Source organism: Janibacter sp. YB324 (genome assembly GCF_014217915.1).
GTDB lineage: Bacteria > Actinomycetota > Actinomycetes > Actinomycetales > Dermatophilaceae > Janibacter > Janibacter indicus.
This window is the reverse complement of record NZ_CP060120.1, coordinates 1,373,680-1,399,720: the sequence shown is the minus strand read 5'-3', so window position 1 is coordinate 1,399,720 and position 26,041 is coordinate 1,373,680. Positions and strand designations below refer to the sequence as shown.

Sequence of the window (26,041 nt, the reverse complement as noted above, 5' to 3'; positions counted from 1 at the left end):
CCTACAGACCGTCCTTGCCGTCGGCGGACCAGGGGTCGTTGCCGTCGGCGCGCTCGAGCGCGTCCTCGAGCTCGGGCACGGCCCGCCCGGGCCGGGCGGCCTCCTGCAGCTCGCGTGCGCGACGACGAGCCTTGGTGAGCAGCTTTTCCTTCATCGACGTCGCGTACATGTCGACGTACTCCTGGTCGGACAGCTGCATCAGCTCGTACATGATCTCGTCGGTGACGGAGCGCAGGACGAAGCGATCGCCCTCCATGCCCTCGTAGCGGGAGAAGTCGAGCGGTGCACCGATCTTGACGCCGATGCGTCGGATGTTGGGGATGATCTGGCCGGTCGGCTGCGCCTTGTCGGTGTCGATCATCGCCACGGGGATCACCGGGACGCCGGCCGTCAGGGCCATGCGGGCGACGCCGGTGCGGCCGCGGTAGAGGCGCGAGTCGGGCGAGCGGGTGCCCTCGGGGTAGAGACCGAGCAGGTCGCCGGTGTCGAGCACGCGCAGGCCGGCGTTGAGTGCCGCCTCGCTCGCCTTGCCGCCGCTGCGGTCGATCGGCAGCTGCCCGACGCCGCGGAAGAAGGCCGCGGTGAGCCAGCCCTTGATGCCGGGGCCGGTGAAGTAGTCGCTCTTGGCGAGGAAGGTGACTCGGCGGTCGACGACCAGCGGCAGGAAGATCGAGTCCGAGAAGGACAGGTGGTTGCTGGCCAGGATCGCCGGCCCCTCCTTGGGAATGTGCTCGATCCCCTCGACCCACGGCCGGAAGAGCACCCTGAGCACGGGCCCGATGAAGACCCTCTTGAGCATCCAGTACAGCACTGCCGCATCACCTCCAGATCGCTGCGAACTCTACGGTAACGAGCGGGTGGATGGCGCGTGCGAGACTGTCCACGAGCGAGCACCCCGAGACACGGCGACGGAGCACGAGATGGTCGAGCGTCAGCACCCCGACGAGGAGGACGTCGACGCGGCCTTCGCCTCGATCGTCGCCCGCTGGGACGACGAGCTGCCGACCGAGGACCTGCCCGACCACGAGCACCCGGGGCCCCCGGTCGACCCCACCCCGACCGCGCGCCGGCAGAGCACCGGCGACGTCCGCGGCGCACTGCGTCCCCGCGACCCCCGGCCCGACACCGACGAGCCCCGCTCCCCTGCCGCCGACGAGCCGGCCGTCCCGTGGCGGGTCGACCCGACCCACTCCGTCGCCGACGCCCTGCTGTCCTCCGACGACGACCCGGGTCAGGCCGACGACGGTGAGGGCTTCACCCCGTCTCCCCCGGCCCCGTTGCCGCCGCGCACCGACCGCCTCTTCTGGGGGGCGCTGCTCGGCCTCGTCCTGGGGCCCCTCCTCCTCGTCTGGCTGGTCGCCACCCGCCCCGACTCCGGAGGATGGCTCACCGCCGTCGCGATCGCGCTCGTCGTGGGCGGCTTCGCCTGCCTGGTCCTGCGCCAGCCGAGCAACCGCGACGACGACCCGACCAACGGCGCCCGGGTCTGACGCACCCGCTGCGCTCCCGGCTCGCCGGCTCGTCCGTCAGCCGGTGACCGTGACCCGCGGCCCGGTCAGCTCCGTGGTCTCGACATCAACCCACACCGGTCGGTGGTCGGTGCCGGCCGTGAGGTCCTCCGCCACCCACGGCACGTCGCGGTGCGGCAGCACCCGCACGTCGGGCGTGGCGAAGACGACGTCGAGCACGTGCTCGGGCCGCCTGGAGGGGAAGGTCGGCTCGAGCGGGCTCACCGGCCGCATCGCCCCGCCGAAGAGCTGCCAGGCGGCCCCGTCGTCCTGCTCGTTGAGGTCACCGGCGAGCAGCGCCGGACCGGGCTGGGCGGCGAGGTGCGCCATGATCTCGCGGGCGTGCTCGAGGCGCTCGTCGCCGTCGAGCCCGAGGTGGACGCTGGCGACGGACACCGCCGTGCGGCCGAAGGGAGCCACCCGCGTCACCGCGAAGCCGCGCCGGTCGCGCCGGGTCCGGTACGGCAGTCGGTGGTGAGTCACGGAGACGACATTGGTGCGCAGGTGGGTCAGCACGCTCGTCTGCCCGGCGCGCTGGTCGCGCCCGGACCACACGAGCCCGCAGCGGCGGGCGAAGTCCGCGATCCGGTGGTCGACCGGCCCGATCCACGGCACCTCCTGCAGGCACAGCACGTCGGGGTCGATGGCCCGGACCGTGCGGGCGAGCGCCGCGACGTCGTCCTGCAGCGCACGCACGTTGTAGGAGGCGACGCGCAGGCTCACACCTGCTCCTCGGCCCCCAGTGACGCCGCCCCGATGAGCCCCGCGTCCGGACCGAACCGCGCCGCGACGATGCTCGCCGCCGGGCGGTAGCCGCGACCGGTCAGCTGGCGCGCGAAGGTGTCGCGGGCCGGGTCGAGCAGCAGGTCGCCGGCGGCACTCACGCCACCACCGATGACGAAGATCTCCGGGTCCAGCGCCGCCGCGAGGTTGGCGATGCCGACCCCGAGCCAGTGCCCGATCTCGGCGAGCAGCTCCACCGCCGTGGCGTCGCCGGCCTTTGCCGCCTCGGTGATCATCGGTCCGGTGAGTGAGGCCGGGTCGCCCCCGACGTGGGCGAGCAGGTCGGTGGCCATCGGGGAGTTGGCCATCGCCAGGCCACGGGCCTCGCGCACCAGGGCATTGCCCGAGGAGTACTGCTCCCAGCAGCCACGGTTGCCGCACTCGCAGCGCTGTCCACCCGGCACGACCTGCATGTGGCCGAACTCGCCGGCGATGCCGTAGCGACCGCGCACCAGGTGGCCCCCGACGATGATGGCGCCGCCGATGCCGGTGCCGAGGGTGATCATCACGGCGTGCGTCGCCCCGCGGGCGGCCCCGAAGCGGTGCTCGGCCCACAGGGCGGCGTTGGCGTCGTTGTCGATGGAGATCGGCAGGTCCAGGCGCTGGCCGAGGGCCTCGCGCAGCGGTTCGTTGCGCCACGACAGGTGGGGTGCGAAGACGACCGTCGAGCGGTCGGCGGCGACGAAGCCGGCGGCCCCGACCCCCACGGTGCTCGGCGCCTCGACCTCGGCCTCGTCGGCGAGGCGGCGCAGCTCCTCGATGACCTCGACGATGGTGTCCTCGACGACGCGCGGCGCGTTGGACCGGTCGGGGGTGTCGCGTCGGGTGCGCACGAGGATGCGCCCGTCCGCGTCGAGGACACCGCCGGACACCTTGGTGCCGCCGATGTCGATGCCGATGCTCGTGGTCATGCGTGGGCCTCCCGGGCCAGGGTCGCGGCCCCGACGATGCCGGCGTCGTTGCCGAGGGTCGCCGGGACGATCTGCGGCGCGGGGCGGTGGCCCCGTCCGATGAGGTGTCGCGCGAAGGACGCGCGCGCCGGATCGATGAGCAGGTCCCCCGCGTCAGCGACGCCGCCGCCGACGACGACCAGACGTGGGTCGAGGACCGCGCAGATCGAGGCCAGGCCCTGCCCGAGCCGGGCACCGAGGTCCTCGAGCAGCTCGATGCTCGCCCCGTCGCCCTGCTGCGCCAGCTCGGTGACGTCCTGACCGGTGAGGGCCTCGGGGTCGCCGCCGCACCGCTCGCGCAGCGCGGCCCCGATGGGCGAAGGGGAGGTCACCAGCTCGCGCGCGGAGCGCACCAGGGCGGTGCCGGAGGCGAAGACCTCGAGGCAGCCGGAGTTGCCGCAGCCGCACCGCGGGCCGCTGGGGTCGAGGGCGACGTGCCCGATCTCGCCACCGATGCCGAAGGCCCCCTGCAGGAGCCGGTCGTCGACGATGCAGCCGCCGCCGACCCCGGTGCCGACGGTGACGAGCACCATGTCGTCGCAGTCGCGGCCGGCGCCGTGGCGGTACTCGCCCCAGGCGGCGGCGTTGGCGTCGTTGTCGACGACGACGTCACGCTCGACGAGCGCGCCGACCTCCTCAGCCAGGTCGAGGTCGCGCCAGGGCAGGTTGGGGGCGAACCACACGTGTCCGCGCCGGGAGTCGACGAAGGCGGCACAGGCCATGCCGACCCCGACGACCTCGTCGGGGGCCTCCTGCTCGAGGGACCGCACGAGCCCGGCGGTCGCCTCGATGATCGCCGCGGTGTCGTCCGCGGGGGTGGCGACCTGCTGCCGCTGGGTGATCCGCCCGCGCTCGTCGACGAGCGCCCCGGCGATCTTGGTCCCGCCGATGTCGATGCCGATGGCCGTCGTGCTCATGCCCCGCTCACTCCTTCGTCGGCCGCACCGGCCTCGTCGTCGTGGACCTCGACCCGCTCCCCGCGGGAGCGCAGGGGGACGTGCGGGGGCGCCTCGTCGAGCTCGACCCCGAGCGCTCCGCTCACGGCCGCCGAGCCGAAGGCCGCCCGGGTGAGCGCCTCGGCGAGCAGGCTGGCACCGGTCATGGCGCGCCGGGTCGTCGCGTCGTCGAGCCGGCGCAGGTCCTCGCCGAGGCCCTCGAGGTCGACCTCGGAGAGCACCCGCAGCAGCTGCACGACGACGTCCTCGGCGTCCGGTGTCTGCTCCTGGTCAGCCACGGGGCCACACCGCCTCGTCGGGGGTCATCGTCACGGTGAGGACCCCGCCGGCGACGCCCGCACGCGCGATCTCGCAGCGCCGCAGGACCGAGGGCAGCAGCACCCGTCGGCTGCGCCCGGCGCACCCGAGGACGAGCTCGTCGTCGTGCCGGACGAGGTCGAGGTCGGCCGCCCGCACGCCCGGCAGGTCGATCACCAGGTGCCAGGCGCCGCTGCCGTCGTCCGGCCGCTCGACGCGCAGCCCGTGGTCGGGGGCCGGGTCGGTCAGGTGCTCGACGCCCGCACCTCCGGGTGGGTGGACCGCGGTGAGGCGACGCCCCATGAGCGCGAGGAAGACCTCGGCGTCGGCTCGCCGGGCCGCGCCGACGGGACCGGCGGGTGCGGCGAGGTGCAGGGCGGTCTGCGCCGGGTCGGCGAGCGCCGTGTCGAGAGCGTCGAGCAGGGCGGCTCCCTCGCGCAGCGCCGCGAGCACGGGGGCGTCGGGCTGCGGGAGCGTGCCGATGCCGTCGGGTGCCACGAGCACCTCCCAGCGCGCGATGACGGGGACGAAGGCGCTCATCGCTCGAGCCACCCGCTGGGGTGCGTCGAGCAGTCGGGCGACCTCGACGTCGACCTCGACGACGATCTCGTGGTCGTCGGCCGCGGCCTGCTCGAGCTGGCGAGCCAGCCGCAGCAGCGCCGGCAGCTCGGCCGGCAGGATCCGCGCGATGAGGTCGGCGACGACGGGCGAAGGGAGGTCCAGTGCCGTGAGCAGCCGGTCGAGGAGGTCCTCGACCGCCACGACGACCGGGTCGGGCGCGCCGTGCTGGGGCGCGGGTCGCACGACCGCGTGGTGCGGGGTCAGTGCGGCGAGCACCCGGGAGGCGACGTCGGGTCCGTGGTCACCGCCACCGACGACGAGGTGGGCGCGCACGGTCCTCTCAGGCCTCGGCGCGCTTCTTGAGGTCACGCAGCGCGGTGTCGACGATGACCTTCTCGGCCTTGCGCTTGAGCATGCCGAGCATCGGCACCTTGAGGTCGACGGTCAACTCGTAGATGACCTCGGTACCGCCGTCGGCCGTGGCGCTCAGCGTGTAGGAGCCGTCCATCGCCTTGAGCATCGTCGCCTCGACGAGGGTCCACGAGGCGACACCCTGACCGTCCTCGGCGACGTCCCACGTGTAGTCGAGGGTGTAGGTGTCCTGGATCGGGCCGGCGTCGAGGCTGAAGGAGGCGGTGTCGGGCCAGCCGTCGCCGTCCTCGGTGAGGATCTCGACCTGTCGGATCTCCTTGGCCCACTCCGGGTAGGCCTCGAGGTCGGCGATGATGTCAAGGACGTCGCCGGGCGAGGCGTCGACGACGGTGCTGGAGCGGGTGCTGTCGGCCATGCGGGCGAGACTATCGCGTGCGACCCTCGAGCCGGTCCTTGATGTGGTTGAGCCCGCTCTTCCACCGGCGCCGGTGCTCCCGAGACCACCGCGCGGCGCCGCGACCGTGCTCACCGTGGACGAAGTGGTGGACGATCGTGCCGCCGTGCCCGGCCTCCAGCCAGATCTCCATCCGCCCGACGACGTCACCCTGCACGCGCCAGCGCACCCCCTTCGCCCCGCGGTCCTGCACGACCTCCCGGTGCAGCCCCGGCCACAGCCCGTCGAGCACCCCGGGGGCATCGAGCTCGGCCCGCACCACGTGCGGCGCAGCGCGCACATAGGTCTCGTCGACGATGTCGACGAGGGGTACCTGACGACGCAGGAGCACGGAGGGTCCTTCCGGTGACTCGGTCGTGGACGGGGGCGAGGAGAACAGTATGGCCACCATCACGGGCACGACCTCCTGACGCACCCCGTCGCGCGGGTAGGCTCCACGCGAGCCAGCCTCCCCGCAGGTGCAGCCGGACGGCGAACGAAGGAGATCCCCGTGAACGACAGCACGATGCCCCGCCTCATCGAGGGCAACCCCACCGACTCCCTGGCAGACCTGCCGGGCCGCAACGCGGACAAGGACCCGCAGCGGGTCGCCTTCAGCGTCAAGGAGTCGGGCGCGTGGCGTGACGTGACCGCCGCGCAGTTCAACCTCGAGGTGCGCGCCCTCGCCAAGGGCCTCATCGCCCAGGGCCTCGAGCCCGGCGACCGCCTCTCGATCATGGCCCGCACCCGCTACGAGTGGACCGTCCTCGACTTCGCGACCTGGGTCGCCGGCGGTGTGCCGGTGCCGATCTACGAGACGAGCTCCGCCGAGCAGGTCGAGTGGATCGTCAAGGACTCCGGCACCCGCTTCCTCGTCGTCGAGACGACCAAGCACGCCGCGGTCGCCGACGAGGCCCGCGCCAACCTCACCGGTCTCGACCAGGTCTTCATCATCGACAACGGCGACCTCGACACGATCGTCGCCGCCGGCTCGGACGTCACCGACGAGCAGCTCGAGGAGCGCATCGCCGGTCAGGATCGCGCGACCATCGCGACGATCATCTACACCTCGGGCACGACCGGTCGCCCCAAGGGCTGCGAGCTGACCCACGACAACTTCCTCGGCCTCACCGAGAACACCATCGCCAAGCTCGGCGACGTGCTCAACAAGGACGACGCGTCGACGCTGCTCTTCCTCCCCCTCGCGCACGTCTTCGCCCGCTTCATCGAGGTCCTCGCGGTCACCGCCGGCCGCCGGATGGGCCACAGCGCCGACATCGCCAACATCCTCGACGACTTCCAGGCCTTCCGGCCCACCTTCATCCTCGCCGTGCCGCGCGTCTTCGAGAAGATCTACAACAAGGCCAACGAGACCGCCGTCGCCGGAGGCAAGGGCAAGATCTTCGCCCGCGCCTCCGATGTCGCCATCGCCTGGTCCGAGGCCCAGGACACCGGCTCGGTCCCGCTGAAGATCAAGGTGCAGCACGCGGTCTTCGACAAGCTGGTTTACAGCACGCTGCGGGCCAAGATGGGCGACAAGGTCGAGTACGCCGTCTCCGGCGGCGCCCCGCTCGGCACCCGTCTGGGGCACTTCTTCCGCGGCATCGGCGTGACGATCCTCGAGGGCTACGGCCTCACCGAGACGACCGCCCCCGCGACGGTCAACATCCCGGGCAAGGTCAAGATCGGCACCGTCGGCCCGCCGCTGCCCGGCGTCTCGCTGCGCATCGCCGACGACGGCGAGGTCCTCATCAAGGGCGTCAACGTCCTGCACGGCTACCACGACAACGAGAAGGCCACCCTCGAGGCGCTCCAGGACGGGTGGTTCAGCACCGGTGACCTCGGCGAGCTCGACTCCGACGGCTACCTGAAGATCACCGGCCGCAAGAAGGAGATCCTCGTGACCGCGGGCGGCAAGAACGTCGCCCCCGGTGTCCTCGAGGACCGCCTGCGGGCGCACCCGCTCATCAGCCAGTGCCTCGTCGTCGGCGACGGCAAGCCCTTCATCGCCGCGCTCGTGACGATCGACGAGGAGATGCTGCCGGGCTGGGCCGCCAACAACGGCCTCGGCGCGCTGACCGTCGAGCAGGCCCGCACCAACGAGACCGTCCTGGCCGAGATCCAGGGCGCCGTCGACGAGGCCAACAAGGCCGTCTCCAAGGCCGAGTCGATCCGCAAGTTCTCGGTGCTGTCCGAGGACTTCACCGAGGACAACGGCACCCTCACCCCGTCGATGAAGCTCAAGCGCAACATCATCATGCGCGACTTCGAGGACGAGGTGGAGGCGCTCTACGGCAGCTGACCGACCGGCCGGCCGGTGCGCGGGTCAGCCCGCGTGCCGGCGCAGGTCGTCGTAGTCCGAACGAGGCTCGTGCACCGCACGGGCCTCGTTTGCCGTCTCGGCGCTCACCAGGCCCGCGGCGATGAGCCGCGAGACCACCTCGCGCTCGCGCCGGTCGAGCGGCAGCAGCTGTGGGTCCGGGTCAGCGAGGGTGGCCGGGCTCCCCAGCGCCGTCACCATGCAGTCGGCGCAGCCGACGTCCCGGACCGGGCAGGTGCCGCAGTCGATCGTCAGCGGCAGTGGTCGACGGGTCATGTCCGTCACCTCCTCGTCGTCGCCGGGTCTCTCCCGACACCGACCACGCTAGGAGCGACCCCCGACAGCCCTCCCGACGCGGGTGGTGAGTGGGACCGACGCGGGAGCGGGCGAAGGGTGGGGCGGCGACGTCAAGCCGAAGTCCGGCACGACAACAGGCGGCCGCAGGAGGACGAAGGGACTTCGGCAGTGTCGCCCCACCCTTCGTCCGCGACCAACCCGCCTCCGTTCGTCCGCTCGCGTGTCTCCGCGTCAGCAGACGGTGAGGCGGCGGCCGTGGCCGTGGGTCCAGCCGACGGCCGAGCCGTCGAGGCCGAGGCAGAAGTCGCTGCCCTCCCCCGCGCAGGTGGCGGTCGCGGTGACGTCGGGCAGCACGGAGGCGCCCTCGTTGGAGACCCAGTGGGCACGGCCGCCCGCGGCGCGGACGCGGGCGACGACGTCGTGGGCCAGCTGCTGCCACTGCCTCCGGCCCGCGTCGTCGAGGTAGGCGATGACCGCCGAGTGGAAGAGGACGAGGGTCGCGTCGGGTGCCTGGGACCGCGCCCGGTCGACGACCGCGTCGAGGTCGGCGAGCAGGTCGCCGCGGGTGATGTCGACGGGCGCGTCGGCGACCACCCGGCAGGCCGCGGCCAGCCGGGTCCGGCGGTCCTCGTGCTCCGGCCACACGAGCGTCTCGAGCCAGCGTGCCGTGTCCGGCACGGACAGGTCGAGCGGGTTGAGGTCGATGCCGCCGCGCCAGACGACCTCCGGGAGCGAAGGGGGGATCGCCGCCGGTCCACGCACGGTGCAGTCGAGGACGACCGGTGAGGGACCCGACGACGGGTCGACCCGGGCGACCTGCGCCCCGGCGTCGTCGAGGTAGCGGTAGGACCAGCGGTCCGGGTGCAGGCACAGGCCGGCGCTGGCACCGACCTCGAGGAGGGCCAGCGGGCCCGCGAGGCCTCCGAGCACCGGCAGCAGCGTCGCGCACCGAGCGACCTCGTTGGTCTGGGTGGACCGGGCGAGGACCGTCTCGCGCACCTGCGGCCACCGCGTCAGGAGGGTCTCGCGCAGGGCGCCCGGGTCGGCGTAGCCGGACGGCGTCACCGCACGGTGCCACCGGGCGGCCGCGAAGACGAGATTGGGCTGGCGCTTGGCGCTCGGCAGCTGCTCGAGCAGGGCGAGGACCTCCGGGTCGTCGGCGACGCCGGCGGCCCACAGCTCGAAGGTGCGCGACTCCCCCTTCGCCTCCTGCTGGGCGAAGTGCCGGTAGAAGTCGACCACGTCCGCCAGATCATCCATCGCGCGCATGCGGGCACCCTCCCACGCCGCGCCTCACGGACGTTGTCGGGGGCGGCACCTACGGTCGTCGGCATGGAGGTCGTCCAGGACAGGCTCGGTGATCTCGGCACACCGCTGGCCGAGGTCACCTTCGTCGTCGTCGACCTCGAGACGACGGGCGGGTCGGCCCGCGACTGCGGCATCACCGAGATCGGTGCGGTCAAGGTGCGCGGCGGCGAGGAGCTCGGCGAGCTGCAGACCTTCGTGAACCCCGGCGAGCCCATCCCGGCCTTCATCCAGTCGCTCACCGGCATCACCGACGCGATGGTCGCCGACGCACCCCGGGCCGGTGAGGCGGTCGCGAGCTTCCTCGAGTTCGCCCGCGGTGCGGTGCTCGTCGCGCACAACGCCGGCTTCGACATCGGCTTCCTCAAGGCGGCCTGCGCCGCCCACGACCTGCGCTGGCCCGGCCACACCGTCCTCGACACCGTGCGGCTGGCGCGGCAGGTCGTCTCCCGCGACGAGGTGGCCAACCACAAGCTGGGCACCCTCGCCCGTTACTTCGGCGCGAGCACGACACCCGACCACCGTGCCCTGCACGACGCCCGCGCGACCGTCGACGTGCTGCACGGCCTCATCGGGCGCCTCGGCTCGGTCGGGGTGCACACGCTCGAGGAGCTGAGCTCCTACACCTCCCGGGTCAGCGACGAGTTGCGCCGCAAGCGCCACCTCGCCGACGGGCTCCCGTCGGCACCCGGCGTCTACGTCTTCAAGGACGAGCGCGGCGAGCCGCTCTACGTCGGCACCTCCGTCGACATCCGCGCGCGGGCCCGCAGCTACTTCACCGCCTCCGAGCAGCGTCGGCGCATGGGCGAGATGGTGCGCCTGGCCACCGAGATCACCCCCATCGTGTGCGCGACGACGCTCGAGGCCCAGGTGCGCGAGCTGCGCCTCATCGCCGCCCACAAGCCGCGCTACAACCGCCGCTCGCGCCACCCCGAGCGGGCCTGGTGGCTCAAGCTCACCGACGAGACCTTCCCCCGGCTGTCGATCGTGCGCTCGGTCGGCCCCGACGACCTCGCCCATGCCGGCCCCTTCGGCACCCGCGCCTCGGCCGAGGAGGCCATGGCCGCGCTCCACGACGCCGTCCCCCTGCGCCAGTGCCTGACCCGGCTCTCCCCGCGACGTCCGACGTCGGCCTGCGCCCTCGCCGACATGGGCCGGTGCTCGGCGCCGTGTACCGGCGAGGTGCCCGTCGAGGACTACGCGGTGACCGTCGCCGAGGCCGCCGCCGTGCTCGTCGGCGACTCCCGGGCCGCGGTCGCCGCGCTGCGCGAGCGGATGGCCGCGCTCTCCTCCCAGGAGCGCTTCGAGGAGGCCGGGGCCCTGCGTGATCGCCTGGCCGACCTCGTGCGCGCGGCCTCCCGCAGCCAGCGGGCCACCCCGCTCGCCTCGACCGCCGAGCTCGTGGCCGCGCGGCGGACCGCCCACGGCGGGTGGGACCTCGTGTGCGTGCGCCACGGCCGCCTCGCCGGCAGCTCCCACTCCCCCGTCGGCGCCGACCCGATGCCCTACGTCGCCGCGCTGCGGGCCAGCGCCGAGGTCGTCGCCCCGCCGACCGGCCCGGGCACCAGCGCGCTGCCCGAGGAGACCGAGCTCGTCCTGCGCTGGCTCGAGGCCGAGGGCACCCGGCTGGTCGACATCGACGGCGAGTGGACCTGCCCGGTCGGGGGTGCCGCCGCGGCCCATCGCGAGCTGGCCCCTGCTCTAGGGTGGGCCTCGTGATCACAGCCATCGTCCTCATCCACGCTGACACCGCCCGCATCCCCGAGGTGGCCGAGACCGTCGCCGACCTCGACGGCGTGAGCGAGGTCTACTCCGTGGCGGGCGACGCCGACCTCATCGCGATGGTCCGCGTGCACGAGCACGAGGAGCTCGACGACGTCATCGCCGGCCGCCTCAACAAGGTCCCCGGCATCGTCGACACCTCGACACACATCGCCTTCCGCGCCTACAGCCGACACGACCTCGACGCCGCCTTCAGCATCGGCCTCGAGTAGTCAGGGACCGCAGCAGCCAGCCCGCGAGCGGTCGGGCCCTCGAGCGATCCGGCAGGGGCGTCAGGCGCCCTGGCCCTCCGTGCGCGTGGCACTCACCCAGCGCTGCAGCTGCTCGGCGGCCCGACCCGAGTCGAGGACGGCCTCGACCGTGTCCATGCCCGCCCGGATCGCAGCCACCGGCTCGCCGGGCTGCTCGTCGCCCTGCTGGGCCAGGCCGACCGCGGCGCCGGCGTTGAGCACGACGGCGTCACGGACCGGCCCCCGCTCCCCGGCGAAGAGCCGCCGCGCCACCTCGGCGTTGACGTCGGCATCGCCACCGCGCAGGGACTCCAGCGGGCTGCGGGTCAGGCCCAGCTCCTCGGGTGTCACGTGCACCTCGCGGACCTCGCCGCCGGCGACCCACCAGACGTGGGAGCCGTCGGCGACCGTCAGCTCGTCGAGCCCGTCGTCGCCGCGGAAGACCAGCGCCCGGGTGCCGCGCTCGGCGAACACCCCGGCCATGAGCGGTGCGATCCGGGCGTCGGCCACGCCCACGACGGAGTAGGTCGGCCGGGACGGGTTGGTCATCGGGCCGAGGACGTTGAGGGCGGTGCCGATGCCCAGGTCGCGACGCGGGACGGCGGTGTGGCGGAAGGACGGGTGGAAGGTCTGGGCGAAGCAGAAGGTGATGCCGGCCTCGTCGGCCACCCGGCCGACGTCCTGGGGGCTCAACGTCAGGTTGACCCCGAGGGACTCGAGCACGTCGGCGGAACCGGACGTGGACGACGCGGCGCGGTTGCCGTGCTTGACGACCCGCACCCCCGTCGCGGCGATGCAGATCGACGACATCGTCGAGATGTTGACCGTGCCGGCCATGTCGCCGCCGGTGCCGACGATGTCGAGGGTCGGGCCCGAGACCTCGATCGGCAGCGCGTGCTCCAGCATGACGTCGGCCAGCGCCCGCAGCTCGGTGACGGTCTCCCCCTTCGCCCGCAGGGCCACGAGGAAGCCGGCGATCTGCGCCGGGGCGGCGTCGCCCGACATCATCTCGCGCATCGCCCACGAGGTCTCGTCGGACCCGAGGTCACGCCCCGACAGCAGCTGGGTGAGGACGCCCGACCAGGTGGGGGTGTCCGCCGCGCTCATCGGGCGGCCACACCCCGGGCGAGATCGGCCACCGCGTCGGCGAGGGCGATCGCGTCGATGGGGTGGGAGACGGCAGCGTCGGCCATCGACCAGGTGGCGAGCCACCCGTCCTGGGGCCGCCCGGTGACGACGAGGACCGGGGGGCAGTCGTGGATCTCGGACTTGAGCTGACGGCACAGGCCCAGCCCGCCGAGCTTGGCCGCCTCGCCGTCGAGCACGAGCACGTCGGCCTCACCGGCCTCGACGGCCTCGATGACGGCAGCCGGTGTGGCGCACTCGCGCCACGCGCTCACCTCGACGTCACGGGCCGGCCGGCGGCCCACCGCGGCGCGCACGGCGTCACGGGTGGTGATGTTGTCGCTGTACAGGAGCACCCGCACGGAGACGGAGGGGCCCTCTCCGGCAGAGGCTGCCGGGGCGGAGGGGGTCGCTGACAAGGTACCGGTCATGCTCCAGAGCGTAGCGGTGACCCACCCCACGAGACTCGCGGAGGGGGGTGGCGCACATGCGCTCGCAGTTGAGGACATAATGGGCCCGTGGCCACTGCAACCTCCCTGCCTTCAAACGTGTCCGGGCACACCGCCGCCGACCCCGCGATGGGTCCGGTCAGCCGCCCCAACATGGTGTCCGTCGGCACCATCGTCTGGCTGTCCAGCGAGCTGATGTTCTTCGCCGCGCTCTTCGCGATCTTCTTCACGGTCCGGTCGCTGCGTCCGGACCTGTGGGAGCACAACATCGAGCTGCTCAACGTGCCCTTCGCGGCCGCCAACACCCTGATCCTCGTGATCTCGTCGGTGTGGTGCCAGCTCGGTGTCCTCAAGGCGGAGCACGGGCAGAAGTCGCGGACCGGGTCGCTGCTCAACATCGCCGGCTGGGGCATGCGTGAGTGGTATGTCCTCACCTACATCTTCGGTGCGGTCTTCGTCTCCGGTCAGGTCCTCGAGTACGCCACCCTCGTCTCCGAGGGCGTGACGATCTCGACCGACTCCTGGTCCTCGATCTTCTACCTGACGACGGGCCTGCACGGCATCCACGTCACCGGTGGCCTCATCGCCTTCCTGCTGATCATCGGGCGGACCTACACGACGCGCACCTACAGCCACGCGCAGCAGACCGGTGCGGTCGTCACGTCCTACTACTGGCACTTCGTCGACGTCGTGTGGATCGCCCTCTTCGCCGCCATCTACCTCCTCGGCGCGTGATCGACGTGCGCCTCCCCCTGCCCCGTACCCGTCGTTCCCAGAGGAGCGGACCCTCCATGCCCACCCTCTCTCGCCGTCACCCCGCGGCGATCGCCCTGCTGATCATGCTCGGCCTCTTCGTCACCGGCACGGCCTATGCCGCCGTCGCCCCCCAGCAGACCGAGGCCACGGTCACCAGCTCCGACAGCGTCGCCAACGGCAAGAAGCTCTTCGTGGCCAACTGCGCGACCTGCCACGGCGCCAACGGCCTGGGCATCAAGGACGCCGGCCCGAGCCTCGCCGGTGTCGGTGCGGCGTCGGTCGACTTCCAGATGGGCACCGGCCGCATGCCGATGGCCGCCCCCGGCGTGCAGGCCCCCTCCAACATCAAGGTGAAGTTCACCGACGAGGAGATTTCGGACATCGCCGCCTACGTCTCCACCCTCGGCGCCGGCCCGTCCGTGCCCGACGCGGAGTACACCGACGGCTCGAAGGGCGACCCGGGCAAGGGTGGCCAGATCTTCCGCGTCAACTGCGCCATGTGCCACAACAGCGCCGGCGCCGGTGGCGCCCTCACCCGCGGCAAGGACGCCCCCAAGGTCAGCGACGTCTCCGGCAAGCACATCTACGAGGCCATGGTGACCGGCCCGCAGAGCATGCCGGTCTTCAACGACACCAACATCTCCCCCGAGGGCAAGCGCGACGTCATCGCCTACATCGAGGCGCAGCAGGAGGCCGGCAACCCCGGCGGCAACCCGCTCGGCAGCCTCGGCCCGGTGCCCGAGGGCCTCTTCGCCTGGACCATCGGCTTGGGGCTCCTCGTGGGCTTCGCCGTCTGGCTCGGCCAGAAGTCCGCCTGACAGACCTGACAACTCGCCACACAGACAGGACCGACAACAGATGAGTGAGCACACCCCGACAGGGGCAACGCCGCAGGAGCCCTCCGGCTCCGAGCCGGCGCGCCTCGACCAGGGCCACGTGCAGGGCTCCGGTGGTATCCCGGAGCGGTTCAGCAACCCCGGGCTGCCGCCCCACGTGCTGCGCAACGCCGACCGTGACGACAAGGCGGCCAAGCGGGCCGAGCGTCAGGTGGCTGCGCTCTTCACGCTGTCGATCCTCGGCACGCTGCTCTTCGTCGTCTCGTACTTCATCGTCGACGTCGACGACACCGTGTGGGTGCCCTTCACCAACGAGATGAGCCTGGCCAACCTGCTCCTCGGCCTCGGACTGGCCTTCTCCCTCCTCGGCATCGGCCTCGGCGCGGTCCACTGGGCCAAGACGCTCATGCCCGACACCGAGGTCGTCGAGATGCGTCACCCGATGCGCTCCGCGGAGGCCGACCGTCAGGCCTTCGTCGACACGATGCTCGACGGCGCCGAGTCCTCGCAGCTGACGCGTCGTCCGCTGCTCAAGGCGACCTTCGCCGGGGCCATGGGCCTCTTCGCGCTCCCCCTCGTCGTCCAGCTCGTCGGCTCGCTCGGCCCGCTGCCCAAGAACGACCTCTCGGTCACCTTCTGGAACGGCGAGAAGGGCGAGGACGGCACCTACACGCCGAAGAAGCGGCGCCTGCACAGGGACCCCGAGGACACCCCGATCAAGCCGGGCGACGTCACCATCGGATCGGTCTTCCACATCCAGCCCGAGGGCCTGCTCGAGCGTCCCGACTTCCTCGACGAGATGAGCAAGGCCTCCGTCCTGCTCATGCGCCTGAACCCCGAGGACTTCCAGGACACCGACAAGGGCCGCAAGGCCCGCGAGTGGGGCTACCAGGGCATCGTCGCCTACTCCAAGGTGTGCACCCACGTCGGCTGCCCGGTCGGCCTCTACGAGCAGACGACGCACCACCTGCTCTGCCCCTGTCACCAGTCCACCTTCGACGTGACCAACGACTGCGAGGTGATCTTCGGTCCCGCCGGGCGCCCCCTGCCGCAGCTGAAGATCACCGTCGACAGCGAGGGTTACCTCATCGCTGACCAGCCCTTCCAAGAGCCGGTCGGCCCGAGCTTCTGGGAGCGTGGTTGATCGTGACCGCCAATGCCCGTCCCGCAGACGGCCTGCGCACCGGTGACGCACCGGCAGGGCCCTCCTACTCTCCCGGGGTGAAGAAGGTCGGCGGCGTCGCCGGCTGGATCGACGACCGCACCGGTGCCGCCAAGGGCATCGGCTACCTCATGAAGAAGGTCTTCCCCGACCACTGGTCCTTCATGCTCGGCGAGATCGCCATGTACTCGATGATCGTGTGCATGCTGACCGGGGTCTTCCTGACCTTCTGGTTCGACCCGTCGATGGCGCACACCACCTACGAGGGCAGCTACGCGCCGCTCAAGGGTGTCGGCATGTCCCGCGCCTACGCGTCGACCCTCGACATCTCCTTCGACGTCAAGGGCGGCCTGCTGATCCGCCAGATCCACCACTGGTCGGCGCTGCTGTTCATCGTCGCCCTGTCGGTGCACATGCTGCGCGTGTTCTTCACCGGCGCCTTCCGCAAGCCCCGTGAGCTCAACTGGGTCATCGGCTGCGTCCTGTCCCTCCTCGCGCTCGTCGAGGGCTTCGCCGGCTACTCCCTCCCCGACGACCTGCTCTCGGGCACCGGACTTCGCGCCGCCCAGGGCTTCATGGTCGCGGCGCCGGTCATCGGCAGCTACCTGAGCTACGCCCTCTTCGGTGGCACCTTCCCCGGTGACGACATCATCCCGCGCCTGTACTCCGTGCACATCCTGCTGCTGCCGGCGCTGCTCATCGCACTCTTCACGGTGCACATCGTCCTGGTCGCGCTGCAGAAGCACACGCAGTACCCCGGCCCCGGCAAGACCAACGACAACGTCGTCGGTTTCCCGGTCATGCCGGTCTACGCGGCCAAGGCCGGTGGCTTCTTCTTCATCGTCTTCGGTGGCATCGCCCTGATCTCGGCGCTGGTCCAGATCAACGCCGTGTGGGTCCACGGCCCCTACGAGCCCAACGCCACCACGGCCGGCGCCCAGCCGGACTGGTACATGGGCTTCCCCGACGGCGCGCTGCGTCTGCTGCCGGGCGGCATGGAGTTCGAGACCTTCGGCTTCACGTGGGCCTGGCCGGTCATCGTCGGTGCCCTGCTGGTCATCCCCGCCTTCTACGGCGGCATGATCGCCTACCCCTTCATCGAGGCCTGGATCACCGGTGACAAGCGCGAGCACCACCTGCTCGACCGCCCGCGCAATGCCCCGACCCGCACCGCCTTCGGCATGGCCGCGCTGACGCTCTACGGCGTGCTGATGTTCGCCGCGAGCAACGACATCATCGCGATCAAGTTCGGGATGTCGATCAACGACATCACCCAGATCCTGCGTGTGCTCACCTTCGTGGGGCCGGTCATCGCCTTCTGGGCGACCCGCCGGATCTGCCTGAGCCTGCAGCGGCACGACCGTGACCTCGTCCTCCACGGACGCGAGACCGGGCGCATCCAGCGCGGTGCCGGCGGTGACTTCCACGAGGTGCACGAGCCCCTCGACGAGTACACCCGGTGGACCCTCGTCCAGCACGAGGCGCCGGTCCCGCTCGAGCTGGAGTCGGCCACCGACGCCAACGGCGTCGACAAGAAGGGTGCCCGCAAGCGCAAGCTGCGCGCCAAGCTGCACGACTTCTACTTCGGCGGTGCGGTCCAGCCGGTCACGCCCGCCGAGCTCGAGGCCGCGCACCACGACCACGGCCACGAGGCCATCGAGTCGGGAGACAAGGTCTCCACGCACTGACCTCGGTCAGCGACGACGAAGGGCCCCGGAGGATCATCCCTCCGGGGCCCTTCGTCGTTCCCGCACCGTGACCCGGGACGAAGGGAGGATCCCCCCGGTGCGAGGATGGCCCGGAGATGCTCACCCGACCCGCCGCCGGTGCCCGACACCCGCGCCCCGCCCCGCTCGCCGTGACGACCGTCCTGCTGGCGCTCCTGGGCATGTTCGGTCCCTTCTCCATCGACACCCCCTTCCCCGCCTTCCAGGAGATGGGCGCCGACCTCGACGTCTCCGAGGCGTCGATGCAGCTCGTCGTCAGCGCCTACCTCGGCGCCTTCGCCGTGATGAGCCTCTTCCACGGACCGCTGAGCGACGCCGTCGGACGCAAGCCCGTCATGGTCACCGGTGCCGCCGTCTACGCCCTCGCGTCGATCGGGTGTGCCCTGGCGCCGTCCCTGCCGGTCCTGCTGGGCTTCCGGGTCCTGCAGGGCATGTCCGCCGGAGCCGGCACGATCGTCTCGCGCACCGTCGTGCGCGATCTCTTCGAGGGGGCACGGGCCCAACGGCTGATGAGCACCATCGCGATGATCTTCGGCATCGGTCCGGCCCTGGCGCCGATCGTCGGGGGCTGGCTGCTCCTCCTCGGGCCCTGGCCCCTCGTCTTCTGGTTCCTCAGCCTCTTCGGCACGGTGATCGCGCTGTCGGTGCTCGTGCTGCTCCCCGAGAGCCACCCGCGTGAGCGACGCACTCCGCTCGACGTGCGGTCGATCGTCTCGGGTGTCGTCGACGTGGCGCGCATGCGGCACTTCCAGGTCCTGTCCGCTGCCTCGGCCTTCTCCTTCGCCGGGCAGTTCCTCTACATCGGTGCCGCGCCGATCTTCGTCGTCACGCTGCTCGGCCAGGGACCGCAGGACTTCTGGGTCTTCTTCGTGCCGATGGTCGTCGGCATGGTGCTCGGCTCCTTCACCAACGGGCGGCTCGCGGAGCGGGTCAGCGGGGACCGGCTCATCGTCGGCGGTCAGACCGTGGCCCTGACCGGTGCCGTGGCCGGCGTGGCCCTCGCCGCCGTCCCCGCCACCGCCGCACTCCCCTGGGCCGTCGTCGGCCCGACGGCCATCGCCTTCGGCACCGGCATCTCGATGCCGGTCTACCAGCTCGCCCTGCTCGACGCCGTGCCGCACGCCCGGGGCACGGCCGCCTCGGTCTCGACCTTCCTCATGCTGATGCTCAATGCCACGCTCACCGGGCTCGTCGTCCCCGTCGCCGCGTCCTCGCTGCTGAGCCTGGCGCTGACGAGCCTGGGCCTGCTCTGCCTGGGGATCGTGCTCTTCCACGTGCACCGCCGGCACAGTCGCCCGGTGCGTGCCCAGCCCGTCATCCCACCCACACCGGAGGTGACCTGACCATGGTCGAGATCAGCGAGCACGACTTCGAGCTGGCCGTGCGCGACGCGCTCGACGAGGTCCCGCCCCAGCTGCTGGACCTGCTCGACAACGTGGCCTTCTTCGTCGAGGACGAGCCGGGCCCGGAGCACGCCGACCCGGGGCTGTCCGACGAGGACAACGCCGAGCTGCTCGGCATCTACCTCGGCACCCCGCTCACCGAGCGCGACGGTGGCTGGGCCGGCTCCCTGCCGGACCGCATCGTGCTCTTCCGCGGGCCCCTGACCAGGATGTGCGATGACCTCGACGACCTGCGCGAGGAGATCGCCGTCACCATCGTCCACGAGGCCGGACACCACGTCGGCATCGACGAGCAGCGCCTGCACGAGCTCGGCTGGGGTTGAGCCTCGCTCACCTGCCGCGAGGTCAGGCCGTGGCGCTCTGCTCCTGCCACTGGGCGTAGGAGTACTGCCACACCCCGATGCCCTCGGTGGGCAGGAACTCACGACTCGAGCCGGTGAAGTCGACGGGGTCACCGGGCAGCGAGTTGTCGTAGAACCACTCGGCATTGCCCGGGGCCATGTTGACGCACCCGTGGGAGACGTTGGAGCTGCCCTGGGAGCCGACCGACCACGGGGCGGAGTGGACGAACTCGCCGGTCCAGGTCACCCGGACGTTGAAGGCGGTGTCGACCTTGTAGTAGCCCGGCTCGCCCTTGTCGATCCCGATGGTCGAGGAGTCCATCGTCATCTCGCGCTGCTTGTTGATGACGACCTTCATCCCCGAGCGCGTCTCGGTGTCCTTGCCCGGCTTGCCGCTGCTCACCGGGAAGGACTTGACCTGCTGGCCGCCCCGGCTGACCGTCATCCGGTGGTTGGCGATGTCGACCTTGGCCATCTGCTCACGACCGATGGTCATCGTGCCGGAGTGGTCCTCGGCAACCCACTTGTCCTTGCCCGTCTGGAATCCGGTGAGCGGCGCGTCGACGGTGACCTTGGTTCCGGGGGCCCAGAAGTCCTTGGGGCGCCACATCAGCTGTCGGTTGTCGAGCCACCCCCACGAGCCCTCGACCTGCGGGGTCGTCTTCACCGACACCGCCTCCTCGATGGCCTTGCGGTAGGAGGCCTCGGTGACCTCGGAGTCGAACTGGATGCTCACCGGCATGGCCACACCGACCGTCTGACCGTCATAGACGATGCCGTAGGTCGCCGTGACCTCCGGCTCGTGCGTGGTGAAGGTCGACTTCTGCGTGGAGGTGCCACCCTCGGGGCCCTCGGCGGTCACCGCCACCGTGTAGGTCGTGCCGGGCTTCATCCGCGAGCTCGACGTCCAGGTCTGCCCCTGGACCTCGCCTTCGACACTCGCCTCGCCCGGTGCGCTCACCCGCACCTCGTCGAGCGTGCCGCGCATGACCTGCACGCTGATCTCGTCGTCGGGCATGACGCCCTTGGCGCCTTGGCCGGGGTTGACCTTGACCTCGGCGGGGGGCAGGTCACGGGTCGTCGAGCTCGACGAGCTGCTCCGACCATCACTCGCCGACGGCGTGGCCGCGTCTCCCCCGGCGCAGGCGGCGAGGGCGAGAAGGGCGATGAGAGTGAGTGCGCAGATGCGCAGCGGTCGGATGATTCGACTCACGAGACGGTGCACCCCCAGTGCATGACGCGGGTATCGGCCCGGTGCCGGTCACCCGACCCCGGACGTGCTGAAGGGGCCCCGGACCGATGTCCGTGGCCCCTTCGGCCGAGTGTACGCCCCGTCAGTGGGCGTGCTCACCCTTGTAGTACTCGAAGACCCAGCCGCACAGGGCCCAGACGCCGACGAGCGCACCGAAGGCCGAGACCCACAGGCCGACCGCGACACCGAGGAAGACCAGGGAGCCGGCGAGGGAGAGCCACAGCGGCCACCACGAGTAGGGCGCGAAGGTCCCGTAGGGGCCCTCGGCCTGCTCGATCTCGCCGTCCTCGTCGTCATCGGGACGGAAGGGCAGCTTGCGGGCGGTGTTCCACAGGAAGAAGGCGATCATGAAGCCCAGGCCCGCGGAGAGGAAGAGCGTCACCCAGCCGACCGGCTCGACCCAGTCGGTGACGATGCCGTAGCCGACGGCCACGACGGCGAAGAAGGCGCCGACGACGGCGAAGAGCTGGATCTCGGACTTCATCGGGTGCCCTCACCGTCGGTCGTGGAGGTCGTGGAGGTCGCCGACGTCACGGCCGCCGCACTCTGCTGGACGCGCGAGCGGATCGCGGCCGGGGCGTACTCGGGGTGGTTCATGTCGAAGGTCGGCCGCTCCGAGCGGATCGGCGGGATCGACGTGAAGTTGTGCCGCGGCGGCGGGCAGGAGGTCGCCCACTCGAGGCTGTTGCCGTATCCCCACGGGTCGTCGACCTCGACGAGCTTGCCCGTCGTCTGCGTCTTCCAGACGTTGTAGAAGAAGGGCAGGAAGCTCACCGCGAGGATCAGCGAGCCGACCGTGGAGATCTGGTTGGCCAGCTGGAAGCGGTCCTCGGGCATGTAGTCGGCGTAGCGGCGAGGCATGCCCTGGACGCCCAGCCAGTGCTGGATGAGGAAGGTCATGTGGAAGCCGATGAACAGCAGCCAGAAGTGGATCTTGCCCAGGCCCTCGTCGAGCATCTTGCCGGTGAACTTGGGCCACCAGAAGTACATGCCGGCGAAGAAGGAGAAGACGATCGTGCCGAAGAGCACGTAGTGGAAGTGCGCCACGATGAAGTAGGTGTCGGTGATCTGGAAGTCCAGCGCCGGGCTGGCCATGATCACACCGGTCAGACCACCGAAGAGGAAGGTCACGAGGAAGCCGATCGTCCAGATCATCGGCGTGTCGAAGACGAGCTTGCCGCCCCACATCGTGCCGATCCAGTTGAAGAACTTCACACCGGTCGGCACCGAGATCGCCATCGTCATGATCGCGAAGAAGGGCAGGAAGATCTGACCAGTGCCGTACATGTGGTGGGCCCAGACCGAGACGGACAGCGCCGCGATGGCGATCGTCGCGAAGACGAGCGTCTTGTAGCCGAAGATCGGCTTGCGGGAGAAGACCGGCAGGATCTCGGAGGCGACGCCGAAGAAGGGCAGCGCCAGGACGTAGACCTCGGGGTGGCCGAAGAACCAGAAGAGGTGCTGCCAGAGCAGTGCTCCACCGCTCTCCGCAGCGAAGATCTGACCGCCCCAGGCACGGTCGACGCCGAGGCCGATGAGGGCCGCCGCGAGGACCGGGAAGGCCATGAGGATCAGGATCGAGGTGATCAGGACGGTCCAGGTGAAGATCGGCATCCGGAACATCGTCATGCCGGGCGCGCGCATGCAGATGATCGTGGTGATGAAGTTGACGCCACCGAGGATCGTGCCGAAGCCGCTGAGGGCCAGACCCCAGACCCACAGGTCGCCACCGACGCCGGGGCTGTAGGTCGGGTCGGACAGCGGGGTGTAGGCGGTCCAGCCGAAGGAGGCCGCGCCACCGGGGGTGAACAGGCCCGCACCGGCGATGAGGCCGCCGAAGAGGTAGAGCCAGTAGGCGAACATGTTCAGTCGCGGGAAGGCGACGTCAGGGGCACCGATCTGCAGCGGCATGAGCGCGTTGGCGAAGCCGGCGAAGGCGGGCGTCGCGAACAGCAGCAGCATGATCGTGCCGTGCATGGTGAACATCTCGTTGAACTGCTCGGGGTTGTCCACCACCTGCAGGCCGGGGGCCCACAGCTCGAGCCGGATGACGAGCGCCATGAGGCCTCCGAGGAGGAACCAGATGAAGCTCGTGATCATGTAGAGGTTGCCGATGACCTTGTGGTCGGTCGTCGTGATGTGCCGGAAGAACTGGGATCCGGCCTTTTCACGGCGGGCGATGGTGCGCTCGGAGAGCTCGGTCTCCGAGGTGTTCCTGGCGAGTGCGCCGGATGCGGTTGACATCAGTTCTCCTCGGAGGTGCGGGCGGCGTCGTCCTCGGGCAGCAGGTCGCGGTCGCGCTCGAGGATCTCCTCGCGGTTGAGGCCGTTGTCGAGCAGACCGGTCTGGCCCTTGTCCTCGAGCTCCTGCATGTGGGCGTCGTACTCGTCGCGCTCGACGACCTTGACGTTGAAGAGCATCTGCGAGTGGTAGGCGCCGCACAGCTCGGCGCACTTGCCCTGGAAGGTCCCGGTCTGGTTGGGGGTGACCTGGAAGCGGTTGACCATGCCCGGGTTGACGTCCATCTTCTCGAGGAAGGCGGGCACCCAGAAGGAGTGGATGACGTCGCGGGAGGTCAGGACGAACTCGACGCGCTCACCGACCGGCAGGTAGAGGGTCGGCAGCTTTTCTTCAGCGCCCTCCTTGCCGTCGAGCTCGGCCATCTGGCCGGCCTCGTGGACGTCGTCGTCGACGTAGTTGAAGTCCCAGCTCCACTGCTTGGCCGCGATGTTGATCGTGGTGTCGGGCTCCTGGGAGACGTCCTGCAGCTTGGTCGTGGCGTCCTGGGTGTAGTAGAAGAGCGCACCCACCATCAGCATGGGGACCACGGTGTAGAGGATCTCCAGCGGGACGTTGTACTGCAGCTGGACCGGCAGCGAGCCGTCGTCGTCCTTGCGGCGACGGTAGGCGGCCATGCACCACAGGATCAGGCCCCAGACGAGGACGCCGACGGCGAGTGCCGCGACCCAGGCCCAGATCCAGAGGTTCTCGACGAGCGCGGCCTCCTCGGTGATCCCCTCAGGGAGGTAACCGTTCTTGGGGTCGGTGTTGACACCGACCGCGCTGCACGCGGACAGGGCCACGACGGCAATGACGAGTCCGATGGCACCGATTCCGCGGCGTGTACGCCGGGAGGGGCTCGAAGACACAGGCAAGGGGCACCTACTACTGGTCCGAAGTTTTCAGAAGACGTGGATCACGTTACCGCAGGACACCAGCCCGATAGTCGAAGGGGGGCACTAGTCTCATCGCGTGGCGCGAGAGGGAGATTCGGTCCAGCAGGACCCCGCTGACCCGACTCCCCCGACGGGGGTCGGCGGGCTGCTCGACGGGGTCCCCGGACCGCTCCTCCCCGAGGCCCTCCAAACCCTCCTCGCGGCACATGACCTCGCGTGGGCGGACAGCACGTCCCGCCACTCCGCAGGCCGTCGTAGCCGTGCCCTGCTCGACCGGGCGCGCGCGGTCCTCGCCGAGGGTCTCGGGGTGCGTCCTGACGAGGTCACGCTCCACGCGAGCGGCGACCAGGCGGCGCGCGCGGCGCTGGCGGCACTGGCACGCGGTCGCAGACGGTTCACCGCTCCCCCGGTCACCTCCGCCGTGGAGCACTCCGCACTCCTGCGCTGGCTGCGCGCCGGCGAGCCACCGCCCACCGAGGTCCCTGTCGGACCGACCGGCTCGGTCGACCTCGACGACTGGAGCGCGGCGGTCACCCAGGACACCCCCTTCGCCGTCCTCCAGTCCGCAAACCAGGAGGTCGGCACCCGGCAACCGCTGGCCGCGGCCCGCGCTGTGACCCTCGAGCACGGTGTTCCGCTGCTCGTCGACGCCCGGGCGAGTCTGGGCCGCGACGACGTGCCGAGCGACTTCGACGTGCTCGTCGGCGACGCGACCTCGTGGGGCGGCCCACGCCTCGGCGTGCTCGTCGTGCGCACCGGCACCCGGGTGGCCCCGCACCACCCCCCGAGCCCCCACGAGGGCGGCCTCGCGCTCGACCCGGTCCACGTCCCCACGGCCCTCGCGGCCGCCGAGGCCTGGCAGCAGACCGCTGCCGCCCGGCCGGCCGAGGAGGCGTCGGCGCGTCACCTCGTCGCCCGCATCCGGGAGGTGGCCGGGGCGATCCCCCAGGTCGACGTCGTCGGCGACCCCGACGACCGGCTGCCGCACGTGTGCACCTTCAGCGTCCTCTACGTCGCCGGCGAGACGATCGTCGACGAGCTGGCCCGGCGCGACCTGTCGGTGGCCTCCGGCTCCGCGTGCACGGCCGACACGCTCGAGCCGAGCCACGTCCTCGCGGCGATGGGTGCCCTGACCCAGGGCAATGTGCGCATCACCCTCCCGCTCGCTGCGGTCTCCCCCGCCCGCGAGGCGGCCGTCGAGCGGCTCTGCGCCGCCCTGCCCGAGGTCGTGGCCGACTGCCGCGCGCGACTCGGCATCACCGACCTGTGACTCAGATGCTGCCCCGGACCATCGCCGCGAGGTCGAGCGCCGGCGCCTGCAGGGCGTGCTCGAGCCGCGTGAGGTACTCGCGGCGGTGGACCTCGACGACCCCGAGCGTGCCGAGGTGGGGCGTGCGCCACTGGACGTCGATGATCCGGCGGGGGTCCCCGTCGGCGCCGACGAGCCGGTCGAGCCCGACGAGCGCCGCCTTGGAGGCATCGGTGACGTGGTGGAACATCGACTCCCCCGCGAAGAGTCCGCCGATCGCCACGCCGTAGAGGCCACCGACGAGCGCCCCGTCGTCGTCGCGCACCTCGACGCTGTGCGCCCACCCGAGGGCGTGCAGCTCGGTGTAGGCGCTGCGGATCGCGTCGGTGATCCAGAAGCCGTCCCGGTCCGGGTCGGCGCAGGCGGCGAGCACACCGGCGAAGTCCTCGTCGACGGTCACGGTGAACCGGCGCAGCGAGCGGCGCAGCGACCGGCTCACGTGGACGGTGCCGGGCTCGAGCACGCCGCGCCACCGGGGGCACCACCACCCCATCGGCGGGGTCCCCCCTTCGCCCAGACCCATGGGGAAGATCCCGTGACGGTAGGCGGCGAGGAGGGACGCCGGGTCGAGCCGACCGCCGACGCCGACGACCTCACCCACGTCACCGGGGGCGGTCTCGGCAGCCTGCAGCCCGGCGCGCAGGTACCCCTCCCACAGGGCCGAGGAGCCCGGCGGCTCGATCGGCGGGAAAGGGGCGGGGCTCATCGGCG

General features: G+C 71.2%; 28 protein-coding genes. 11 read left to right on the top strand and 17 right to left on the bottom strand.

Annotated features, from left to right (window positions below):
• Position 1 precedes the first annotated feature (1 nt).
• Positions 2-811 carry a 1-acyl-sn-glycerol-3-phosphate acyltransferase gene (locus H7A72_RS06740; protein WP_084450461.1) on the bottom strand — a complete coding sequence of 270 codons (810 nt, stop codon included), beginning with the start codon at positions 809-811 and terminating at the stop codon, positions 2-4.
• A 109-nt stretch (positions 812-920) separates the two neighbouring features.
• Here H7A72_RS06740 and H7A72_RS06735 point away from each other — a divergent pair, with 109 nt between their 5' ends.
• A complete protein-coding gene (locus H7A72_RS06735) occupies positions 921-1,490 on the top strand; it encodes a hypothetical protein (RefSeq protein WP_084450462.1) in 570 nt (189 codons plus the stop codon).
• 36 nt (positions 1,491-1,526) lie between these two features.
• Here the strand turns inward: H7A72_RS06735 and H7A72_RS06730 are convergent, their stop codons facing one another.
• Genes H7A72_RS06730 through H7A72_RS06700 form a run of 7 tightly spaced genes read right to left on the bottom strand, consistent with a single transcriptional unit; the run spans position 1,527 to position 6,212 of the window.
• Positions 1,527-2,231, bottom strand: coding sequence for an endonuclease/exonuclease/phosphatase family protein (locus tag H7A72_RS06730; RefSeq protein WP_185222059.1), 705 nt, complete (start codon positions 2,229-2,231; stop codon positions 1,527-1,529).
• Entirely contained in the window at positions 2,228-3,202 is a 975-nt protein-coding gene (locus H7A72_RS06725) for an ROK family glucokinase (protein WP_185222058.1), read from the bottom strand. The genes H7A72_RS06730 and H7A72_RS06725 overlap by 4 nt, the downstream gene beginning before the upstream one ends.
• Positions 3,199-4,158: an ROK family glucokinase gene (locus H7A72_RS06720; RefSeq protein ID WP_084450465.1), complete on the bottom strand. Its 960-nt coding sequence runs from the start codon at positions 4,156-4,158 to the stop codon at positions 3,199-3,201. The genes H7A72_RS06725 and H7A72_RS06720 overlap by 4 nt, the downstream gene beginning before the upstream one ends.
• Complete coding sequence (locus H7A72_RS06715) at positions 4,155-4,475, bottom strand: hypothetical protein (protein WP_084450466.1); 321 nt, start codon at positions 4,473-4,475, stop codon at positions 4,155-4,157. Before H7A72_RS06715 ends, H7A72_RS06720 begins: the two co-directional genes overlap by 4 nt.
• The gene (locus H7A72_RS06710; protein WP_185222057.1) at positions 4,468-5,388 is read right to left on the bottom strand and encodes a hypothetical protein; all 921 of its coding nucleotides are present in this window, start codon (positions 5,386-5,388) and stop codon (positions 4,468-4,470) included. The genes H7A72_RS06715 and H7A72_RS06710 overlap by 8 nt, the downstream gene beginning before the upstream one ends.
• Positions 5,389-5,395: 7 nt before the next feature.
• Positions 5,396-5,842 (bottom strand): SRPBCC family protein, encoded by a 447-nt coding sequence (locus H7A72_RS06705; RefSeq protein WP_185222056.1) that lies wholly within the window; start codon positions 5,840-5,842, stop codon positions 5,396-5,398.
• 10 nt (positions 5,843-5,852) lie between these two features.
• A complete protein-coding gene (locus H7A72_RS06700) occupies positions 5,853-6,212 on the bottom strand; it encodes a hypothetical protein (protein WP_084450469.1) in 360 nt (119 codons plus the stop codon).
• Positions 6,213-6,371: 159 nt separating this feature from the next.
• Here H7A72_RS06700 and H7A72_RS06695 point away from each other — a divergent pair, with 159 nt between their 5' ends.
• The gene (locus H7A72_RS06695; protein WP_370543563.1) at positions 6,372-8,162 is read left to right on the top strand and encodes a long-chain fatty acid--CoA ligase; all 1,791 of its coding nucleotides are present in this window, start codon (positions 6,372-6,374) and stop codon (positions 8,160-8,162) included.
• 24 nt (positions 8,163-8,186) lie between these two features.
• Here the strand turns inward: H7A72_RS06695 and H7A72_RS06690 are convergent, their stop codons facing one another.
• Together H7A72_RS06690 and H7A72_RS06685 are read right to left on the bottom strand one after the other, a co-directional pair.
• Positions 8,187-8,456, bottom strand: a complete 270-nt coding sequence (locus H7A72_RS06690; protein WP_223277815.1) for a hypothetical protein — start codon at positions 8,454-8,456, stop codon at positions 8,187-8,189.
• Positions 8,457-8,708: 252 nt separating this feature from the next.
• Entirely contained in the window at positions 8,709-9,746 is a 1,038-nt protein-coding gene (locus tag H7A72_RS06685; RefSeq protein ID WP_223277814.1) for a DUF2332 domain-containing protein, read from the bottom strand.
• Between the two features lie 63 nt (positions 9,747-9,809).
• On the opposite strand from H7A72_RS06685, the gene H7A72_RS06680 reads away from it, so the two are divergent.
• Together H7A72_RS06680 and H7A72_RS06675 are read left to right on the top strand one after the other, a co-directional pair.
• Positions 9,810-11,501: a DEDD exonuclease domain-containing protein gene (locus H7A72_RS06680; RefSeq protein WP_185222055.1), complete on the top strand. Its 1,692-nt coding sequence runs from the start codon at positions 9,810-9,812 to the stop codon at positions 11,499-11,501.
• Positions 11,498-11,776 (top strand): Lrp/AsnC family transcriptional regulator, encoded by a 279-nt coding sequence (locus H7A72_RS06675; RefSeq protein ID WP_072626174.1) that lies wholly within the window; start codon positions 11,498-11,500, stop codon positions 11,774-11,776. The genes H7A72_RS06680 and H7A72_RS06675 overlap by 4 nt, the downstream gene beginning before the upstream one ends.
• Positions 11,777-11,836: 60 nt before the next feature.
• On the opposite strand, the gene trpD is transcribed toward H7A72_RS06675, so the two are convergent.
• Complete coding sequence (gene trpD / locus H7A72_RS06670) at positions 11,837-12,901, bottom strand: anthranilate phosphoribosyltransferase (RefSeq protein ID WP_185222054.1); 1,065 nt, start codon at positions 12,899-12,901, stop codon at positions 11,837-11,839.
• Positions 12,898-13,350, bottom strand: a complete 453-nt coding sequence (locus H7A72_RS06665; RefSeq protein ID WP_185222053.1) for a hypothetical protein — start codon at positions 13,348-13,350, stop codon at positions 12,898-12,900. Before H7A72_RS06665 ends, trpD begins: the two co-directional genes overlap by 4 nt.
• 147 nt (positions 13,351-13,497) lie before the next feature.
• Here H7A72_RS06665 and H7A72_RS06660 point away from each other — a divergent pair, with 147 nt between their 5' ends.
• The 6 genes from H7A72_RS06660 (at position 13,498) to H7A72_RS06635 (ending at position 19,575) form a co-directional block, all read left to right on the top strand.
• Positions 13,498-14,103, top strand: coding sequence for a heme-copper oxidase subunit III (locus tag H7A72_RS06660; protein ID WP_185222309.1), 606 nt, complete (start codon positions 13,498-13,500; stop codon positions 14,101-14,103).
• Between the two features lie 56 nt (positions 14,104-14,159).
• Entirely contained in the window at positions 14,160-14,942 is a 783-nt protein-coding gene (locus tag H7A72_RS06655; RefSeq protein ID WP_084450474.1) for a c-type cytochrome, read from the top strand.
• Between the two features lie 40 nt (positions 14,943-14,982).
• Positions 14,983-16,104, top strand: coding sequence for a ubiquinol-cytochrome c reductase iron-sulfur subunit (locus H7A72_RS06650; protein ID WP_084450475.1), 1,122 nt, complete (start codon positions 14,983-14,985; stop codon positions 16,102-16,104).
• 2 nt (positions 16,105-16,106) lie between these two features.
• A complete protein-coding gene (locus tag H7A72_RS06645) occupies positions 16,107-17,810 on the top strand; it encodes a ubiquinol-cytochrome c reductase cytochrome b subunit (protein WP_084450476.1) in 1,704 nt (567 codons plus the stop codon).
• A gap of 116 nt (positions 17,811-17,926) precedes the next feature.
• A complete protein-coding gene (locus tag H7A72_RS06640; protein ID WP_185222052.1) occupies positions 17,927-19,192 on the top strand; it encodes a multidrug effflux MFS transporter in 1,266 nt (421 codons plus the stop codon).
• 2 nt (positions 19,193-19,194) lie between these two features.
• Positions 19,195-19,575: a metallopeptidase family protein gene (locus tag H7A72_RS06635; RefSeq protein ID WP_084450478.1), complete on the top strand. Its 381-nt coding sequence runs from the start codon at positions 19,195-19,197 to the stop codon at positions 19,573-19,575.
• A 22-nt stretch (positions 19,576-19,597) separates the two neighbouring features.
• On the opposite strand, the gene H7A72_RS06630 is transcribed toward H7A72_RS06635, so the two are convergent.
• The 4 genes from H7A72_RS06630 to coxB all read right to left on the bottom strand — a co-directional run bounded on the left by H7A72_RS06630 (position 19,598) and on the right by coxB (position 23,937).
• Positions 19,598-20,806 carry an Ig-like domain-containing protein gene (locus H7A72_RS06630; protein ID WP_223277813.1) on the bottom strand — a complete coding sequence of 403 codons (1,209 nt, stop codon included), beginning with the start codon at positions 20,804-20,806 and terminating at the stop codon, positions 19,598-19,600.
• A gap of 121 nt (positions 20,807-20,927) precedes the next feature.
• On the bottom strand, positions 20,928-21,329 hold the full coding sequence (locus tag H7A72_RS06625) for a cytochrome c oxidase subunit 4 (protein WP_084450479.1): 402 nt from the start codon (positions 21,327-21,329) through the stop codon (positions 20,928-20,930).
• Positions 21,326-23,089, bottom strand: a complete 1,764-nt coding sequence (ctaD, locus tag H7A72_RS06620) for a cytochrome c oxidase subunit I (RefSeq protein WP_185222051.1) — start codon at positions 23,087-23,089, stop codon at positions 21,326-21,328. The genes H7A72_RS06625 and ctaD overlap by 4 nt, the downstream gene beginning before the upstream one ends.
• Entirely contained in the window at positions 23,089-23,937 is an 849-nt protein-coding gene (gene coxB / locus H7A72_RS06615; protein ID WP_223277892.1) for a cytochrome c oxidase subunit II, read from the bottom strand. Before coxB ends, ctaD begins: the two co-directional genes overlap by 1 nt.
• Positions 23,938-24,097: 160 nt before the next feature.
• On the opposite strand from coxB, the gene H7A72_RS06610 reads away from it, so the two are divergent.
• On the top strand, positions 24,098-25,291 hold the full coding sequence (locus tag H7A72_RS06610; protein WP_223277812.1) for a cysteine desulfurase family protein: 1,194 nt from the start codon (positions 24,098-24,100) through the stop codon (positions 25,289-25,291).
• Between the two features lies 1 nt (position 25,292).
• On the opposite strand, the gene aat is transcribed toward H7A72_RS06610, so the two are convergent.
• The gene (aat, locus tag H7A72_RS06605; RefSeq protein WP_084450481.1) at positions 25,293-26,036 is read right to left on the bottom strand and encodes a leucyl/phenylalanyl-tRNA--protein transferase; all 744 of its coding nucleotides are present in this window, start codon (positions 26,034-26,036) and stop codon (positions 25,293-25,295) included.
• Between the last annotated feature and the right edge of the window lie 5 nt (positions 26,037-26,041).

What these genes read in the sequence shown, in the direction of transcription:
- H7A72_RS06665 (WP_185222053.1), bottom strand. Translation starts at nt 13,350, where the DNA reads ATGACCGGTACCTTGTCAGCGACCCCCTCCGCCCCGGCAGCCTCTGCC.
- H7A72_RS06725 (WP_185222058.1), bottom strand. Translation starts at nt 3,202, where the DNA reads ATGACCACGAGCATCGGCATCGACATCGGCGGCACCAAGGTGTCCGGC.
- aat (WP_084450481.1), bottom strand. Translation starts at nt 26,036, where the DNA reads ATGAGCCCCGCCCCTTTCCCGCCGATCGAGCCGCCGGGCTCCTCGGCC.
- trpD (WP_185222054.1), bottom strand. Translation starts at nt 12,901, where the DNA reads ATGAGCGCGGCGGACACCCCCACCTGGTCGGGCGTCCTCACCCAGCTG.
- H7A72_RS06650 (WP_084450475.1), top strand. Translation starts at nt 14,983, where the DNA reads ATGAGTGAGCACACCCCGACAGGGGCAACGCCGCAGGAGCCCTCCGGC.
- H7A72_RS06640 (WP_185222052.1), top strand. Translation starts at nt 17,927, where the DNA reads ATGCTCACCCGACCCGCCGCCGGTGCCCGACACCCGCGCCCCGCCCCG.
- H7A72_RS06690 (WP_223277815.1), bottom strand. Translation starts at nt 8,456, where the DNA reads ATGACCCGTCGACCACTGCCGCTGACGATCGACTGCGGCACCTGCCCG.
- H7A72_RS06635 (WP_084450478.1), top strand. Translation starts at nt 19,195, where the DNA reads ATGGTCGAGATCAGCGAGCACGACTTCGAGCTGGCCGTGCGCGACGCG.
- H7A72_RS06720 (WP_084450465.1), bottom strand. Translation starts at nt 4,158, where the DNA reads ATGAGCACGACGGCCATCGGCATCGACATCGGCGGGACCAAGATCGCC.
- H7A72_RS06660 (WP_185222309.1), top strand. Translation starts at nt 13,498, where the DNA reads ATGGGTCCGGTCAGCCGCCCCAACATGGTGTCCGTCGGCACCATCGTC.
- H7A72_RS06705 (WP_185222056.1), bottom strand. Translation starts at nt 5,842, where the DNA reads ATGGCCGACAGCACCCGCTCCAGCACCGTCGTCGACGCCTCGCCCGGC.
- ctaD (WP_185222051.1), bottom strand. Translation starts at nt 23,089, where the DNA reads ATGTCAACCGCATCCGGCGCACTCGCCAGGAACACCTCGGAGACCGAG.
- H7A72_RS06680 (WP_185222055.1), top strand. Translation starts at nt 9,810, where the DNA reads ATGGAGGTCGTCCAGGACAGGCTCGGTGATCTCGGCACACCGCTGGCC.
- H7A72_RS06625 (WP_084450479.1), bottom strand. Translation starts at nt 21,329, where the DNA reads ATGAAGTCCGAGATCCAGCTCTTCGCCGTCGTCGGCGCCTTCTTCGCC.
- H7A72_RS06655 (WP_084450474.1), top strand. Translation starts at nt 14,160, where the DNA reads ATGCCCACCCTCTCTCGCCGTCACCCCGCGGCGATCGCCCTGCTGATC.
- H7A72_RS06735 (WP_084450462.1), top strand. Translation starts at nt 921, where the DNA reads ATGGTCGAGCGTCAGCACCCCGACGAGGAGGACGTCGACGCGGCCTTC.
- H7A72_RS06685 (WP_223277814.1), bottom strand. Translation starts at nt 9,746, where the DNA reads ATGCGCGCGATGGATGATCTGGCGGACGTGGTCGACTTCTACCGGCAC.